The following is a 16,018-nucleotide window of genomic DNA, read 5'->3' on the forward strand; positions in this document are numbered from 1 at the left end:
TTCACGGTCGTACCAGCATCGCAGTTTCCACGCTCGGGGGAAATCGCACGTGGGTGATTGCAGGCCACCGTGGTGCGGCTCACACTGCACACCTCGATTCTTTCTGCTATTCGGAGCCAGCGTGTCCCTAATCGATGATCAACACCGCCAGCGCGTGCTGGATGCCGCCGAGTCACAGGACTGCACGGTCTATCGCCCGGATGAGGACGATAGCGACACTGAAGAACAGGACGTGGGCGATGCCAAGGTCCTGTTCACCGGCCCGTTCGAGCCGCCTCAGGAATGGGACGCTGCCGAGCGTGACGACTATTTCGATGGCAGCGACCCGGCGCTGTTCTTCACCGCGCTGGTGGCCTGCGAAGCCAAGCCGGGCTCGAAGGCCTTCTTCATTCCACAAGCCGGCGATTACCTGGCAATCATGTCCGCTGGCGGCAAGGTGGACATGTACTTCGTCTGCGAGCGGCTCGACGACGAGCAGGGCCCCAGCTTCGTGCTGATTCGCGATGAAGAGACCGACTGAGCGATTCGATCCGGCGGCAGCACTGCATCGCTCGGCCGAATCGCCCGCAAGCGGGCTCCTACGGATAAGCCTCCTACCCTTGTCATGCCTGCCAGCGCCCCGTAGGGGCCGGCTTGCCGGCGATACTCGGTGAGCAGCTCACCTATTGCCCACCAGCGGTTTCCTGCGCTATCGGGGTGCTCGCAAGACGGGGGCCTCGTTGACATGAAACCGCCTACGGATGCGGCACCCGCCACAGTCATGCCTGCCAGCGCCCCGTAGGGGCCGGCTTGCCGGCGATACTCGGTGAGCAGCTCACCTATTGCCCACAAGCGGTTTGCTGCACTACCGGGGTGCTCGCAAGACAGGGGCCTCGTTGACATGAAACCGCCTACGGATGCGGCACCCGCCACAGTCATGCCTGCCAGCGCCCCGTAGGAGCCGGCTTGCCGGCGATCGCTTCGGCAGAAGGCTGCCATTCTTGGTTGATTGCCAAGATCCCCGGAAAGCAGAAATGAAAAAGGCGGGCCATCAGGGCCCGCCTTTTGTACGTCTGACTCAGCGCATCAGCTACGGATCAGGTGATCGAAAGCGCTCAGCGAAGCTTTCGCGCCCTCGCCCACGGCGATGACGATCTGCTTGTACGGCACGGTGGTCACGTCACCTGCGGCGAAGATGCCGGGCAGCGAGGTTTCGCCGCGAGCGTCGACGATGATTTCGCCACGGTCCGACAGCTCCACCGAGCCCTTCAGCCACTCGGAGTTAGGCAGCAGACCGATCTGCACGAAGATGCCTTCCAGTGCTACCGAGACGAACTCGTCGGAGTTGCGATCCTTGTAGACCAGGCCGGTGACCTTCTGACCATCGCCTTTCACTTCGCTGGTCAGGGCGCTGGTGATCACCTTGACGTTGGGCAGGCTGTACAGTTTCTTCTGCAGTACGGCGTCAGCACGCAGCTTGCTGTCATATTCCAGCAGCGTGACTTCGGAGACGATACCCGCCAGGTCGATGGCCGCTTCCACGCCGGAGTTGCCACCGCCGACCACCGCCACGCGCTTGCCCTTGAACAGCGGGCCATCGCAATGCGGGCAGTAAGCCACGCCCTTGTTGCGGTACTCCTTCTCGCCCGGCACGTTCATCTCTCTCCAGCGCGCGCCGGTGGACAGAATCACGGTCTTGGCTTTCAGGCTCGCACCGCTCTCGAACTTCACTTCGTGCAGACCGCCGGCGCTGGAGGCCGGAATCAGCGCGCTGGCACGCTGCAGGTTCATGATGTCGACTTCATACTGCTTGACGTGCTCTTCCAGGGCGCGGGCCAGTTTCGGGCCTTCGGTTTCCTGTACCGAGATGAAGTTCTCGATGGCCATGGTGTCGAGCACCTGACCGCCGAAGCGCTCGGCAGCAACGCCGGTGCGGATGCCTTTACGAGCGGCGTAGATGGCTGCCGCGGCACCGGCCGGACCACCACCGATGACCAGCACGTCGAAGGCTTCCTTGCCGTTCAGCTTGGCAGCGTCACGGGCGGAGGCGCCGGTATCGATCTTGGCGAGGATCTGCTCGGCATCCATACGGCCCTGGCCGAAGAGTTCGCCGTTCAGGTAGATGCTCGGTACCGACATGATCTGACGGGACTCGACCTCGTCCTGGAACAGCGCGCCGTCGATGGCGACGTGGCGGATGTTCGGGTTGAGCACGGCCATCAGGTTCAGCGCCTGGACCACGTCCGGGCAGTTCTGGCAGGACAGCGAGAAGTAGGTCTCGAAGTTGAATTCACCTTCGAGGCTGGCGATCTGCTCGATCACATCGGCAGCCAGCTTCGACGGGTGGCCACCGACTTGCAGCAGGGCCAGCACCAGCGAAGTGAATTCGTGACCCATCGGCAGGCCGGCGAAACGCAGGCTGATATTGCCATTCGGGCGATTCAGGGCGAACGACGGCACGCGGGCGTCGGTGCCATCGGTCTTCAGGGTGATCTTGTCGGTCAGGCTGACGATGTCGTCGAGCAAGCCTTTGAGCTCCTGAGATTTGTCGCTGTCATCGAGGGACGCGACGATCTCGAACGGCAGGCTGACCTTTTCCAGGTAGGCCTTCAACTGGGTTTTAAGCGTGGCGTCCAACATAAACGAGTCCTCAATGACAAAATTCGGGCAATAAAACGCCCGGACGGGTTACGCCCGGGCGTTCGGGCGCGCTTCCAAAATCAGTTGTTGATTTGATCAGCGCGTAAACGGATTGGGAAACGTAGCGAGCGGTGTTGAGGCAAGGCGAGATCAGGCTCGGGCGAGCAGTTTACGAGCTGTAAATGACGAGCCCGAGCCTGATTTCAACGCAGCATCAGCGACGCGCAGTGGTTTCCCGGCCGTTTTTAGATCTTGCCGACCAGGTCCAGGGAAGGAGCCAGAGTCTGAGCACCTTCTTTCCACTTGGCGGGGCAGACTTCGCCCGGGTGAGCAGCGGTGTACTGGGCGGCTTGCAGCTTGCGCAGGGTCTCGGCCACGTCACGAGCGATCTCGTTGGAGTGGATTTCGACGGTCTTGATCTGGCCTTCCGGGTTGATCACGAAGGTACCGCGCAGTGCCAGACCTTCTTCAGCGATGTGTACGCCGAACGCGTTGGTCAGCTGGTGAGTCGGGTCACCGATCAGCGGGAAGCGAGCCTTGCCAACGGCAGGCGAAGTTTCGTGCCATACCTTGTGCGAGAAGTGGGTGTCGGTGGTGACGATGTACACCTCGGCACCAGCCTTCTGGAAGGCTTCGTAGTTGTTGGCGGCGTCTTCGATTTCGGTCGGGCAGTTGAAGGTGAAGGCTGCCGGCATGAAGATCAGTACCGACCACTTGCCCTTCAGGCTCTCTTCGGTGACTTCGATGAATTTGCCGTTGTGAAATGCATTGACCTTGAACGGCTGGACTTGAGTGTTAATCAAAGACATCAGTGACTCCTTGGAGGGTTGAAAAATTTACAGGAGGGATAGTAGCCCCATATGGACCAAAGAGCCCATTGATTGAAACCATCAATCCAATAAGCTCAGTCAATCGACCCATATAAAAAGCCTTTTAAAACAATAATCTGAAGTTTTCGTCTACCGCAACCGATGATGGAGTCTCAACAGCATGCACCAGCAGCGCACCGGCTCCAGACGACCTACGCTTTCCGACAACGCCCAATCCTCTCTGGTTCGTGCCATGTGCCCTCGTCTGTGTGCTGCAGTGCTTGCCCTGCTCAGCCTCTGCTGCAGCGCGCAGGAGCGCCCGCTACGCTTCTCGATCACCGAAAGCGGTGTCATGCCTCTGGTCGAGATCCGCAACGGCGAAGCAGTCGGCGGAATCCTCTACGATCTGCCCATGCGGCTGGCGGAAAAAGTCGGCCGCCGTGCCGAGCTGCTGGTATTGCCGCGCCTGCGTGTGCAACGCGCGCTGTTGCACAACGAAATAGACGTGCGCTGCTACGTGAACCCTGCGTGGCTGAGCGAAACCTATCCGCAGTACGTGTGGAGCATTCCCTTCATGGTGCAGCGTGATCTGCTGGTAGGTCGTACCCCCGAGACGGTCACCCCGGAAAAACTGCCCAAACAGTCCATCGGTACGGTGCTGGGGTTCTATTACCCGACCCTGCATCCACTGTTCATGAGCGGCCAACTGCTGCGCGACGACGGCCGCACACAAGGTCTGGTGCTGACCAAGCTCGCAGCCGGACGTTACGATTATGCGATCAGCAACGAACTGGCCCTGCATTGGTACAACCGCCATGTCGACCAGGCCGAGAAGCTCCACCAGGTGCACGAGTTGGCCAGTGACCTGGCCGCTTGCCTGGTCCGCGATGCCCCCGACGTACCCACCATGCAATTGCTGCGCGCCATGGTGCAGATGAAAGAGGACGGCGAGTTCGATGCCATCCTGCAGCGCTACCGCTGAAAGAGGTCGCGGAACAAAGCGGTTCTCTCGACGGCCCATTGCGTGAATAATGCCCCGCCTGATTCGCCGCACGTTATCGAGGTAAACACATGAGTGGCCCAGCCCACGACGCCACGCGCCTGAGCGCGGGGGCGATCCTGCTGATCGAACTGGCCCTGGCGCTTGGCGGTTTTGCCATCGGCACCAGTGAGTTCTCGATCATGGGCTTGATGCCCAATGTCGCCGAGGACCTGGGCGTCAGCGAGCCGCAGGTCGGTCACGTGATCAGCAGCTACGCGCTCGGCGTGGTGGTCGGTGCGCCGATCCTGGCGCTGCTCGGCGCACGCCTGCTGCGCAAGACGCTGCTGCTGTTGCTGATGGGCGTCTTCGCAGTCGGCAACCTCGCCAGTGCCCTGGCGCCCGACTACGCTTCGCTGCTGGTCTTTCGCTTCTTCGCCGGCCTGCCCCACGGTGCGTATTTCGGCGTCGCCATGTTGGTCGCCGCGTCCATGGCACCACCGCACAAGCGCGCCAAGGCGGTAAGCCGGGTGCTGATGGGCCTGAGCGTGGCCATTCTGGTCGGCAACCCACTGGCCACCTGGCTGGGCCAGAGCGTCAGCTGGCGCTATGCGTTCGCACTGGTCAGCGTGATCGCCCTGCTGACCGTGGCGATGGTCGCGATCTTCCTGCCGGTGGACCGCAACGAGGTGCGCAGCAGCCCGATCAACGAGCTGCGCGCCTTCAATCGCGCGCCCATCTGGCTGGCGCTGGGCATCGGTTCGATCGGCTTCGCCGGAATGTTCTGCGTGTTCAGCTACATGGCGCCGACGCTGCTGGAAGTCACCCAGGTCAACCCGGGAATGATTCCGGTCGCCATGGCGATATTCGGTGTCGGCTGCATCCTCGGCAACATGGCGGGCGGCTGGCTGTTCGACCGCCTGCAATTCAAGTCGGTGGCCTGGATTCTGCTGTGGAGTGCGCTGGTGCTGTTGCTTCTGCCGGCGGCTACCCATTCGATCTGGACGATACTGCCGGCGATCCTCGCCCTGGGCACCATCGCCGCCCTGTCACCGGCCCTGCAGACCCACCTGATGGACGTCGCCACCGGCGCCCAGACCCTGGCCGCCGCCTCCAACCACGCGGCATTCAACATCGCCAACGCACTGGGCCCGTGGCTCGGCGGCCTGGCGATCAGCGCCGGTTTCGGCTGGACATCGACGGGTTACATCGGCGCGATGACCGCGGTGGGCGGCCTGCTGATTTTCGTCTGGGCGTGGAAGGTACAACAGGCGCGGGGCGCCGCCTAACCGGAAGATGTCGGGGCGACTGGCTGCGCCGCTGACGTGCGCCAGGCGTACAACTCGGCGCCGCCCTTGCCGGACAACAACCATCCGGTACGCGCCCCGACCAGCGTGGAAACGGCATGCTGGCGCCCCATCGGCAGGTGCCGCGCCATGAACAGCGCAGTATCGCGCACGACCGCCAGCCAGGCACTGTCCGACTGGAACAAGGGCGTCAGCAAGCGGCTGGCCTGGCGGTAATAACGAAGATGAGCGCGGCGCAGATCCGCGTAGGCGGCGAAGCGCTCGGGAAAATTCGCCGCCTGCTTCCGGTCCACTGGCCCCAGTGCGCTGGCCAGCGCAACGGCATCGACCAGCGCCATGTTCGCCCCCTGCCCCAGTTGCGGGCTCATGGCGTGGGCACAGTCACCGATTGCCAGCACCCGACCGTCATGCCACCGGGACATGCGCACATCGGCATAGGTGGCGAACATCAAGCGCTGCGCCGAGTCGATCGATTGCAGAAAGGCTTCGGCCGGTTCACCGGCGAGCTGGCGTACCGAATCCTTCCAGGCAGGCAGGCCGGACTGCTGCCACGTACCATGGGTCGCGACAGGCAGACTCCAGAACAGGCTGCTCAGGCGCGTATTGCGGTCGGTGTGGGTAGCGCCGGTCGGCATGATGCCGAACATCTGCGAACAGCCTCGGTACCACTGGCGCAAATCGGTTGAATCGGCGCCATCCGGCGTCGGCACGATGCTCCATAGCGCACCCCAGGGATAGGGCTTGACCCACTGACGGACCTGCATCTGCGCCCGCAACTGCGAGCGGGTACCGTCGGCCAGAATCAACGCCGCGTGGTCGCCGAGTGCGACCTCACCGCCCTGATCATCGGCAGCGATCAGGCTCACATGAGTGGGCGACTGCTGGAAACGGCTGATCGAAACACCCGTGCAGATATTCACGCCAGCCGCGCGCGCCGCGTTGACCAGCGCAGTCATCAGTACACCACGATGGATGCCGAGGCCGAAGGAATCGGCTTGCCAGTGCTGATAGCGGGTGTCGAGAATCACTCTTCCCGCACAGGCGGAGGTGCCGTACAGGCGGCTTACCGGCGCGCCGAGCGCTGCGCATTCATCGAACAGGCCGAGGCTGCGCAAAGCGGCCAACCCGGAAGGCTGCAGGAGAATGCCCGCACCGACCGGCTGCAGGTCGGCGACACGCTCGAAAACGCTGACAGCCCAGCCCTGACGGGCCAGCAGAATGGCACTGGCCAGCCCCGCGGTACCAGCCCCGACGATGGCAACGGGTAAATCTTTCACGGGCACGTCCTGTGCGGGGTTGTTGAGGCGGATTCTACCTCGGCTCGCTGAGCTGGATGTCGAAGCCGCCACGATTCTGGCTGATGATTCGCAAATCTTCGCTGCCGCCCGCTTCGACCTTCACCGCTACCTCACGATTGAGGCGACCCTTGCCACACAAGGTTTCGTCCTGCTTGTCGGCGGTGATGCCGAGAATACGGTTGCCTGCCGGTACCTGGAAACGTGCTTCCTCGCCCACCGCGATGCGCGCGGCGATCTTGCGGTCGACCAGCACGGCGACATAGCAGCCACCGCCCATCAGCCCCAGGTCACGGGTAACCACGACCTCCCCTCCACCGTTGACCGGCGTCTGGTACGCCAGCAGACGCTCGGCCGGCACGGCCGTGACCTTATCGGGATCGGCCTGGTACGAAGAGCAACCAACCAGAGCCAGCAGCGGCAGTACGGCGAAGATCGAACGCATGGGTTCCCTCCATGGGAATCTCGGTTAAGTGTCGAGTATGACCAGCACACTGCCATGACAGTGCCATAAATCCCGACACGACTCACCGGGATATTTGCGCCACCGTCTATTGCTGTCGCGGCAGGTTGCCCTTGCGGTATTCATCGGGCGACACGCCCATCAGCCGGCGGAACATGCCGATGAACGCCGACGCACTGCTGTAACCCAGATCCAGCGCGATACTTTCCACGGTACGTCCGCGCTCCAACTGCGCCAGCGCCGCGACCACGCGCAGGCGCTGCCGCCATTGCGCGAAGGACATGCCCAGGTCGCGCTGGCAGCGGCGCATCAGGGTGCGCTCCGTGGTATTGGCCTGACTGGCCAATTGCGCCAGCGAGCGAGTGTCCGCTGGGTTGGCCGTCAGCTGCCGCAACACCGGCTCCAGCAGCGCATCGCTGGAACTGGGCAAGTAGCTGCCGACCTTGGGAGCCCGGGCCAACTTGTCGAGCAGCAACTGCAACTGCCGCTCGTTCTCGGCCTGCCGCGCGGCGTCGGGAGGCGATTCGCGCAGGTCGTCGAGCAAGGCACGCACCAGGGGCGTCAGGCTCAGCGCGCAGGGTTCGGCGGGCAGCTCGGCACAATGTTCCGGGGCGACATACATCGAGCAGTGGCAGGCCTCGTGCCGATTGAAGCCGATGTGCTCCAGGTCCGGCGGCAGCCAGATGCCATATTGCGGCGGCGCCAGATAGTGACGCCCGGCGACTTCGATTTCCATGACACCGCTGAAGGCGTAGACGAACTCACCCCAGGCGTGGCGATGACGCGGATAGGTCGCATGCGCCGGCACGCTGGCGGTTCGGAAGAACAGCGGGGCCGGCAAGGCGTCGCTGAACGGGGGGATCTGCAGTCGCGGGGCGTCGATCTTCATCGCTCTGGCGGGTAACCGCTATGCGCTGTCGGGTTTGAACTATATCAGTAGAAATCGCCAGCACCATAATGGTGACCTACTCCACTGGCAGGCTCCGTTATGGACACGCGCAAGAACATCGACGGGCTGGCCGGGGCAATGATGGTCGTGCTGTGCATGATCTGGGGGCTGCAGCAGGTCGTGCTGAAGGCAGCGGCCGATGACGTCGCGCCCATGCTGATGCTCGCTCTGCGCTCGGGGGTGGCCGCCGTGCTGGTGGCATTGCTGATGCTCTGGCGCCGCGACGGCCTGTCGTTGCGCGAAGGCAACTGGCAGCCCGGCCTGATGGTGGGGTGTCTGTTCGCCCTGGAATTCATGCTGGTCGGTGAAGGGCTGCGCCATACCAGTGCCTCGCACATGGTGATCTTTCTCTACACGGCACCTATCTTCGCCGCGCTGGGGCTGCACTGGCGGCTGCCTGCCGAACGCCTGAAACCCCTGCAGTGGCTGGGCATCGGTGTGGCCTTCGTCGGCATCGTGGTGTCTTTCGCAGGGGGCTCGCCGGATCTCGAGACGCGGGATGTCAGCAAGCAGATGTTCGGCGATATCCTCGGCCTGCTTGGCGCCGTGGCCTGGGGCGCGACCACCGTGGTGGTGCGCTGCTCGCGCCTGTCCAGCGCACCGGTCACGCAGACGCTGCTCTATCAGTTGCTCGGTGGCTTCCTGCTGCTGATGCTGGCCTGCGCGCTGACCGGCCAACTGCACTTCAACCCCACGCCGGTGGCTCTGGGCGGCCTGGCGTTCCAGGCGCTGCTGGTGTCGTTCGCAAGCTTTCTGGCCTGGTTCTGGCTGCTGCGCAACTACCTCGCCTCGCGCCTCGGCGTGCTGTCGTTCATGACGCCGATGTTCGGCATCGTGTTCGGCGTATGGCTGCTCGACGAACCGCTGGAAATCAACTTCGTCGCCGGCGCCCTGCTGGTGCTGTGCGGCATCCTGATGGTCAGCGGTTACGAATGGTTGAGCCAGTGGCTGAAGCGACGGCGTTCATAGGAAGGCGTCGAGCAACGCGATGCCCATCGACGCTCGCCACATCGCCCGGTCCATCTACGGTTGGCGGAGCATTGGTGGGCTGAAGCCCACCCTACGGGCTGGCGGGGCGTTGAGCGAAGCGCCGCCCTCCCGCCGAATCGGAGAAGTGGTGGGCTGAAGCCCACCCTACAACGCGCGCACCATCCGCAGGGTGGGCGCCGCGGCGATCAAGCGCTCTGGAAGCGCTTCACCAGCCTGGCTTGCAGTTTCTCCAGCTCGGCCGGATCGGCCTTGCCGCTGCCATGGTTCTGCAAGCCCTGCTCGCTGAAGCGCGGAATCACGTGTACGTGGATGTGATAGACCGTCTGCCCTGCCGGCGCGCCGTTGAACTGGGTGACCTGCACGCCATCGGGCTCGAGCTCATCGACCAGCACCCGGGCGACCTTCTGCACGGCCAGGGTCAGCCTGGTCAGGTTGTCGGCGTCGATCTCGAGGATATTGCGAGCCTCGGCCCGCTTGGGGATCACCAGCGTGTGCCCGAAGGACTGCGGAAACAGGTCGAGGAACACCAGCACATCGTCGTTTTCGTACAGCTTGTAGCAGGGCATCTCGCCGCGAATGATCTTGGCGAAGATGTTCTGCGAATCGTAATCGCCGTAAAGGCTCATGGGCTTCTCCATCGCGTTGTGAACGTGCACGCACCATACCGGCTCGGCCGGCTGGTGCGAAACAATCGAATGCTCAGCGGCCCTTGCGCAGCAGCCCTAACCCGACCACCACGCCGACACCGCACAGGGCGATCAGGTAATAGGCCGGGCCCAGCGGGCTCCACTTCACCAGCAGCGAAACGGCCACCGGAGTCAGGCCACCGAACACCGCATAGGACATGTTGTAGGAGAACGACAGGCCGCTGAAGCGCACTGGCGCCGGGAAAGCATGCACCATCACGAACGGCACCGCGCCGATGGTGCCGACGAACAGGCCGACCAACGCATACAGCGGGAACAGCCAGTGCGGGTTGGCGTGCAGGCCGCTGTAGAACAGCCATACGCTGACCGCCAGCGCACTGCAGCCAACCACCAGCACCCGGCCGGCACCGATGCGGTCGCACAGGGCACCGCTGATGATGCAGCCGATGCTGAGCATGACGATGGCCAGGCTGTTGGCCTTCAGCGAAGTGACCGCATCGAAGCCGTAGAGGGTCTGCAGAAAGGTCGGCGTCATCAGGATCGCCACCACGATGCCGGCCGACAGCAGCCAGGTCAGCAGCGCGGAAATCACCACGCTGCCGCGATGGTCGCGCACCACGGTTTTCAGCGGCAGTTCCTCGGCCAGGGCCTTGCGCTGCTGCATCTCGGTGAACACCGGCGTCTCGTGCAACCACTGGCGCAGGTACATGGCGAACAGACCGAACACACCACCGATCAGGAACGGCACGCGCCAGGCCCAGTCGAGCACTTCCTCGGCGGTGAAGACGCTGTTGATCAGCGTGGCCATCAGCGAGCCGAGCAGGATGCCGGTGGTCAGGCCGCAGGTCAGCGTACCGCAGGCATAACCGATGTGGCGCGCCGGCACGTGCTCGGACACGAACACCCAGGCACCGGGCACTTCACCGCCAATCGCCGCGCCCTGGATCATGCGCATGAGCAGCAACAGCAGCGGCGCGAAGATACCGATCTGTGCGTAGGTCGGCAGCAGACCCATGATCAGCGTAGGCACCGCCATCATCAGGATGCTCAGGGTGAACATGCGCTTGCGTCCGATCAGGTCGCCGAAATGCGCCATGATGATGCCGCCCAGGGGGCGTGCCAGATAGCCAGCGGCGAAGATGCCGAAAGTCTGCAGCATGCGCAGCCAGTCGGGCATGTCCGGCGGGAAGAACAGCTTGCCGACCACGGTGGCGAAGAATACGTAGATGATGAAGTCGTAGAACTCCAGCGCGCCGCCCAGGGCAGACAGGGACAGGGTCTTGTAATCGCTACGGGTCAGGGGCCGGCCAGGTGCCGGCGATGCTGCGCGGTGCATGGGGAGCAATCTCGTGGGGGTCTTCGGGAGGCCTCGACCGGGAGCATCCGAGCGAGGGGGCACACACGATAGCAAATCCGCGGCGTCACGGCAGTGCCACAGGCTGGCCAGCACTGGTCCGGAGACGACCGGCATGGCTAGAATGCAGGCGAATCTCAAGGAATCGAGCTGCAGCGCGGAGAAAAACAGGTCTCACCGGGTCATACCCGCAGTCCGCGTTCGCTCACTCCCTCATAAGGAAACCCATGGACTGGCTCCACCTGCTCATCCTGTCGCTCATCCAGGGCATTACCGAATTCATTCCCGTCTCCTCCTCCGCGCACCTGATTCTGCCCTCGCAGTTGCTGGGCTGGCCCGATCAGGGCCAGGCCTTCGACGTTGCCGTGCACGTCGGCACCCTGATGGCCGTGGTGCTCGCTTTTCGCCAGCAGATCGCGGCAATCGTCAGCGGCTGGCTGGGTCACGTTCTGTACCGCCGCGCCAGCCCGGAAAGCCGCATGGGCTGGATGATCATCCTGGCGACCATCCCGGCCGCACTGGCCGGGCTGATCTTCGAATCGGTGATCGAGCAATACACCCGTTCGATGCTGGTGATCGGCACCACCACCATCGTCTTCGGCCTGGTGCTCTGGTGGGCCGACGTGAAAGGCAGCCGTGATGCCGACATGAGCCGCATGACGTGGCGCCATGCCCTGCTGATCGGCCTGGCACAGATGCTCGCGCTGATTCCTGGCACCTCGCGCTCGGGCATCACCATGACCGCCGCACTGATGCTCGGCTTCGACCGCAAGAGCGCCGCTGGCTTCTCCTTCCTGTTGTCGATCCCGCTGATTCTCGCCGCCGGCAGTTTGAAGACCCTGCACTTGATCGAAGAAGGCAACGGCGCGCACTGGGGCGACATGGCCTGGGGCATCGGCCTGTCGTTCGTGTCGGCGTTTCTGTGCATCAAGCTGTTCCTCGCCGCTCTGGATCGCATCGGCATGCTGCCGTTCGTGATCTACCGCCTGATCCTCGGCACCTTCCTGCTGTTCGTGGCGCTGTAGCCCGGTCGAGCGCAGCGACACCGCCCTGGGTATCGCTGCGCTCCACACCAGGCTACGGGCTGCCTCGGCGTTACCTTCTCCTACATCTGTCGAGCGCAGTTTCCGGTGAAACGCCTGAACAGGCTCAGGAGCGCGCAAGGCACGCTTATTGCCTGATCTTAGGGTCTGCCCCGAGAAGGCGAGTCCCCATGCTGCACGCCCATCTGACCACCCTGCATGCCGTCGTCCTGGCCCTCGATACCCTTTGCCAGAATGGCGATTGCAACGCTCACGAACTCCTGGCTGGCAGCGGCATCGACGCGGCGGATCTGCAGCGTCCGGAGATGCGCATCAGCATCGCCCAGGAACGCCAGGTGTTTCGCAATGCCACCGCCAGGCGTCAGGATCTCGGCCTGCTGCTCGGCAGGCGCATGCATGTATCGTCCTATGGCCTGCTGGGTTTCAGCCTGCTCTCGGCATCGACGCTGGGCGATGCGCTGGAGGTCGCCTTCAGCTTTCCCGCCTTGCTCGGCACCCTCTTCGACCTGCGTCTGCGCCGCGATGGCTCGCAGGCCTGGATCGAGGCCAGCCACTATCGCGACACGGCGGAACTGGAGACCTTCAACACCGAGTTCTGTCTGGCCTCGCTGAAGTTGATCTGCGAGGACCTGCTCGGTCGCACCCTGCCCCTGGACGCGGCCCGTTTCAGCCATCGAGCGCCACGCTACCAGCGTCAGTACAGCCGCGACTTCGCTTGTGCAGTGCGCTTCAATGCCGCCGACAACGCCATCGTTTTCGATAGCCAGTGGCTGGATCGACGCCTGCCCCTGGCAGACCCGGTGACTCACCGCGACACCCTGGAACGCTGCCGCCACCTGAACCGCGAGTTCATCTCCCACCTGGCGCTGATTTCCCGCGTACGCCAGTTGCTCGCCAGCCAGTTGCCGACGGCGCCTGGCCTGGATGGCCTGGCGCGCCAGCTGCGTTGCTCGTCGCGCACCCTGCGCAGGCAGTTGCAAGAAGTCGGCACCAGCTATCAAACCCTGCTCGATGAGCTGCGCTTCGAGCAGGCACGCCATCTGCTGGACCAGGAGCGGCTGCCCATCGCGCGGATCGCCGAGGCACTCGGCTACAGCGAAACCGCCAGTTTCCGCCACGCCTTCCAGCGCTGGAGCGGCGTATCGCCAAGCCGCTATCGGCGCCCGGTCAGCGCCTAGACCTGCACCGATACGGATCGCTGCTGCGCCATTTCGTGGCCACATCTATCCCCTTTTGGCCATTGCGCTCATTTCGCCAGCGCCAGACTCGGGCCAAGAATGCAGCTGTCCAAGTCGGAGACTCAGCCATGCGTACGATCTACAGCGATGACCATCACCTGCATCATGGCCGCTGCGAAATCATCGACGGGGAACTCAAGCCCTGCTTCGAAATGCCGTCGCGAGCCGACCATGTGCTCGCCCGCGTGCGCCAGCAGCAACTGGGTGAAGTCATCACCCCCAGCGATTTCGGCCGAGCACCGATCGAACGCATTCATCACCGCGACTACCTGAGCTTTTTCGAAGGCGCCTGGGCACGCTGGGCCGCCATGGGGCGTGACGGTGACCTGATGCCCTTCACCTGGCCGGCCCGCACCCTGCGCAGCGTGGTGCCGGACAACCTGCATGGTCAGCTCGGTTATTACAGTTTCGACGGCGGCGCACCGATCACCGCCGGCACCTGGCAGGCCGCCTGGAGTGCCGCCCAGGTCGCCCTTACCGGGCAGAAGCTGATCAGCGATGGCGCCACTGGCGCCTTCGCCCTCTGTCGCCCACCAGGCCACCACGCGGCCGCTGACCTGATGGGTGGCTACTGCTACCTGAACAATGCCGCCATCGCCGCTCAGGCCTTCCTGGATCAGGGCTGCAAGCGGGTCGCCATTCTCGACGTGGACTACCACCACGGCAATGGCACGCAGTCGATCTTCTACGACCGCAGCGATGTGCTGTTCGTCTCGATCCATGGTCATCCGGCTTTCGAATTCCCGTTCTTCCTCGGTTACCAGGACGAGCACGGCGAAGGCGCCGGTGAAGACTTCAACCTCAATCTGCCGCTGGCTTCCGGCAGCGGATGGGAGCAATGGAGCGCCGCACTGGAGAGTGCCTGCGCACGTATCGACGATTACGCAGCGGACGTGATCGTGGTGTCCCTGGGCGTGGACACGTTCAAGGAAGACCCGATTTCCCAGTTCAAGCTCGACAGCCCCGACTACCTGCGCATGGGCGAACGCATCGCCCGCCTCGGCAAGCCCACTCTGTTCGTGATGGAGGGCGGCTATGCCGTGGAGGAGATCGGCGTCAACGCGGTGAACGTACTGGAAGGTTTCGAAGGCGCCTGAGCCTACTGCCGACACCCCTGAATAACCGGAGCACATAACGATGAAAAATCTCCACCGTTTGTTCGGCGCCACCCTCTGCGGCGCGGCGCTGCTGGTCGGCAATGCCATGGCCGAGACTCGAGAACTGCGGGTCTACAACTGGGCCGACTACATCCTGCCGCAGACCCTCAAGGACTTCGAGCAGAAAAGCGGCGTCAAGCTCACCTGGGACACCTTCGAAACCAACGAAGCGCTGGAAGCCAAACTGCTCACCGGCAACTCGGGCTACGACCTGGTGGTGCCATCGAACATGTTCCTCGACACCCAGATCAAGGCGGGGGTATTCCAGAAGCTCGACAAGAGCAAGCTGCCCAACTGGAAGAACCTCGACCCTGCACTGCTCAAGCTGCTGGAGACCAACGACCCCGGCAACCAGTACGGCGTGCCGTACATGTACGGCACCGTGCTGATCGGCTTCAACCCGGACAAGGTCAAGGCCGCCCTCGGCGCCGACGCCCCCGTAGACAGCTGGGATCTGGTGTTCAAACCCGAGAACATGGAGAAGCTCAAGCAATGCGGCGTCGCCATGCTCGATGCGCCCAACGAGATCCTGCCGCTGGCGCTGCACTACCTGGGTTTGCCGCCGAACAGCACCAACCCGGCTGACTACGACAAGGCCACCGAGCTGATGATGAGCATCCGCCCGTACGTGACCTATTTCCACTCGGCCAAGTACATGACCGACATCGCCAACGGCGACATCTGCGTGGCCATTGGCTATTCGGGCAGCTTCTACCAGTTCGCCAACCGCGCCAAGGAAGCAGGCAACGGCGTGAAGGTCGAATGGCGCCTGCCGAAGGAAGGCGCACCGATCTGGTTCGACACCTTCGCCATTCCGGTCAGCGCCAAGAACGTCGAGGAAGCTCATGAGTTCCTCAACAACCTGCTCGACCCGAAAGTGATCGCACCGATCAGCGATTTCCTTGGTTACCCGAACCCCAACAAGGCAGGCATGCTGCTGGTGGACAAGGCGATCAGCGACAACGCCGACCTGACCCCGACCGCCGAGGGGCAGAAAACCCTCTACAGCGTCGAACCCCTGCCGCAGAAAGTCGAGCGGGTACGCACCCGTGCCTGGACCAAGATCAAGAGCGGCAGCTGAGCCGCCAAGCCGAGCGCGATCGGACGAGGGGCTTGCATCGGCCCTGAGCCGCAGGGTGAGTGATACCCCATCCTGCGACTGACCACC

15 protein-coding genes are annotated in these 16,018 nt (G+C 63.4%); 8 read left to right on the forward strand and 7 right to left on the reverse strand.

Going from position 1 to position 16,018, the window contains the following annotated elements; genetic code table 11:
• Positions 1 to 121 precede the first annotated feature (121 nt).
• Complete coding sequence (locus ACT9T4_RS17365; RefSeq protein WP_499118143.1) at positions 122 to 520, forward strand: hypothetical protein; 399 nt, start codon at positions 122 to 124, stop codon at positions 518 to 520.
• A 545-nt stretch (positions 521 to 1,065) separates the two neighbouring features.
• On the opposite strand, the gene ahpF is transcribed toward ACT9T4_RS17365, so the two are convergent.
• Positions 1,066 to 2,619, reverse strand: a complete 1,554-nt coding sequence (ahpF, locus tag ACT9T4_RS17370; RefSeq protein ID WP_042552239.1) for an alkyl hydroperoxide reductase subunit F — start codon at positions 2,617 to 2,619, stop codon at positions 1,066 to 1,068.
• A gap of 245 nt (positions 2,620 to 2,864) precedes the next feature.
• On the reverse strand, positions 2,865 to 3,428 hold the full coding sequence (gene ahpC, locus ACT9T4_RS17375; RefSeq protein ID WP_042552238.1) for an alkyl hydroperoxide reductase subunit C: 564 nt from the start codon (positions 3,426 to 3,428) through the stop codon (positions 2,865 to 2,867).
• A 181-nt stretch (positions 3,429 to 3,609) separates the two neighbouring features.
• On the opposite strand from ahpC, the gene ACT9T4_RS17380 reads away from it, so the two are divergent.
• Complete coding sequence (locus ACT9T4_RS17380) at positions 3,610 to 4,410, forward strand: substrate-binding periplasmic protein (protein WP_231570109.1); 801 nt, start codon at positions 3,610 to 3,612, stop codon at positions 4,408 to 4,410.
• Positions 4,411 to 4,499: 89 nt separating this feature from the next.
• A complete protein-coding gene (locus tag ACT9T4_RS17385; RefSeq protein ID WP_042552237.1) occupies positions 4,500 to 5,696 on the forward strand; it encodes an MFS transporter in 1,197 nt (398 codons plus the stop codon).
• On the opposite strand, the gene ACT9T4_RS17390 is transcribed toward ACT9T4_RS17385, so the two are convergent.
• The 3 genes from ACT9T4_RS17390 to ACT9T4_RS17400 all read right to left on the reverse strand — a co-directional run bounded on the left by ACT9T4_RS17390 (position 5,693) and on the right by ACT9T4_RS17400 (position 8,361).
• Positions 5,693 to 6,991, reverse strand: coding sequence for an FAD-dependent oxidoreductase (locus ACT9T4_RS17390; protein ID WP_499118146.1), 1,299 nt, complete (start codon positions 6,989 to 6,991; stop codon positions 5,693 to 5,695). The genes ACT9T4_RS17385 and ACT9T4_RS17390 overlap by 4 nt on opposite strands.
• Before the next feature lie 34 nt (positions 6,992 to 7,025).
• On the reverse strand, positions 7,026 to 7,454 hold the full coding sequence (locus ACT9T4_RS17395) for a 3-isopropylmalate dehydratase (protein ID WP_042552235.1): 429 nt from the start codon (positions 7,452 to 7,454) through the stop codon (positions 7,026 to 7,028).
• A 106-nt stretch (positions 7,455 to 7,560) separates the two neighbouring features.
• Positions 7,561 to 8,361 carry an AraC family transcriptional regulator gene (locus ACT9T4_RS17400; RefSeq protein ID WP_042552234.1) on the reverse strand — a complete coding sequence of 267 codons (801 nt, stop codon included), beginning with the start codon at positions 8,359 to 8,361 and terminating at the stop codon, positions 7,561 to 7,563.
• Positions 8,362 to 8,460: 99 nt separating this feature from the next.
• On the opposite strand from ACT9T4_RS17400, the gene ACT9T4_RS17405 reads away from it, so the two are divergent.
• The gene (locus ACT9T4_RS17405) at positions 8,461 to 9,390 is read left to right on the forward strand and encodes a DMT family transporter (RefSeq protein ID WP_042552233.1); all 930 of its coding nucleotides are present in this window, start codon (positions 8,461 to 8,463) and stop codon (positions 9,388 to 9,390) included.
• Positions 9,391 to 9,596: 206 nt separating this feature from the next.
• Here ACT9T4_RS17405 and ACT9T4_RS17410 read toward each other — a convergent pair whose 3' ends face one another.
• The gene (locus tag ACT9T4_RS17410; protein ID WP_042552232.1) at positions 9,597 to 10,037 is read right to left on the reverse strand and encodes an HIT family protein; all 441 of its coding nucleotides are present in this window, start codon (positions 10,035 to 10,037) and stop codon (positions 9,597 to 9,599) included.
• 73 nt (positions 10,038 to 10,110) lie between these two features.
• Positions 10,111 to 11,394 (reverse strand): MFS transporter, encoded by a 1,284-nt coding sequence (locus ACT9T4_RS17415; protein WP_042552231.1) that lies wholly within the window; start codon positions 11,392 to 11,394, stop codon positions 10,111 to 10,113.
• A gap of 245 nt (positions 11,395 to 11,639) precedes the next feature.
• On the opposite strand from ACT9T4_RS17415, the gene ACT9T4_RS17420 reads away from it, so the two are divergent.
• From ACT9T4_RS17420 to ACT9T4_RS17435, 4 genes are all read left to right on the forward strand, one after another.
• Complete coding sequence (locus ACT9T4_RS17420; RefSeq protein WP_042552230.1) at positions 11,640 to 12,437, forward strand: undecaprenyl-diphosphate phosphatase; 798 nt, start codon at positions 11,640 to 11,642, stop codon at positions 12,435 to 12,437.
• 188 nt (positions 12,438 to 12,625) lie between these two features.
• A complete protein-coding gene (locus tag ACT9T4_RS17425) occupies positions 12,626 to 13,633 on the forward strand; it encodes an AraC family transcriptional regulator (RefSeq protein WP_499118151.1) in 1,008 nt (335 codons plus the stop codon).
• Between the two features lie 128 nt (positions 13,634 to 13,761).
• Positions 13,762 to 14,790, forward strand: coding sequence for a histone deacetylase family protein (locus ACT9T4_RS17430; protein WP_179537706.1), 1,029 nt, complete (start codon positions 13,762 to 13,764; stop codon positions 14,788 to 14,790).
• A gap of 40 nt (positions 14,791 to 14,830) precedes the next feature.
• On the forward strand, positions 14,831 to 15,931 hold the full coding sequence (locus ACT9T4_RS17435; RefSeq protein WP_042552227.1) for a polyamine ABC transporter substrate-binding protein: 1,101 nt from the start codon (positions 14,831 to 14,833) through the stop codon (positions 15,929 to 15,931).
• Positions 15,932 to 16,018 lie beyond the last annotated feature (87 nt).

It is taken from the genome of Pseudomonas sp. SZ40, from assembly GCF_052958135.1.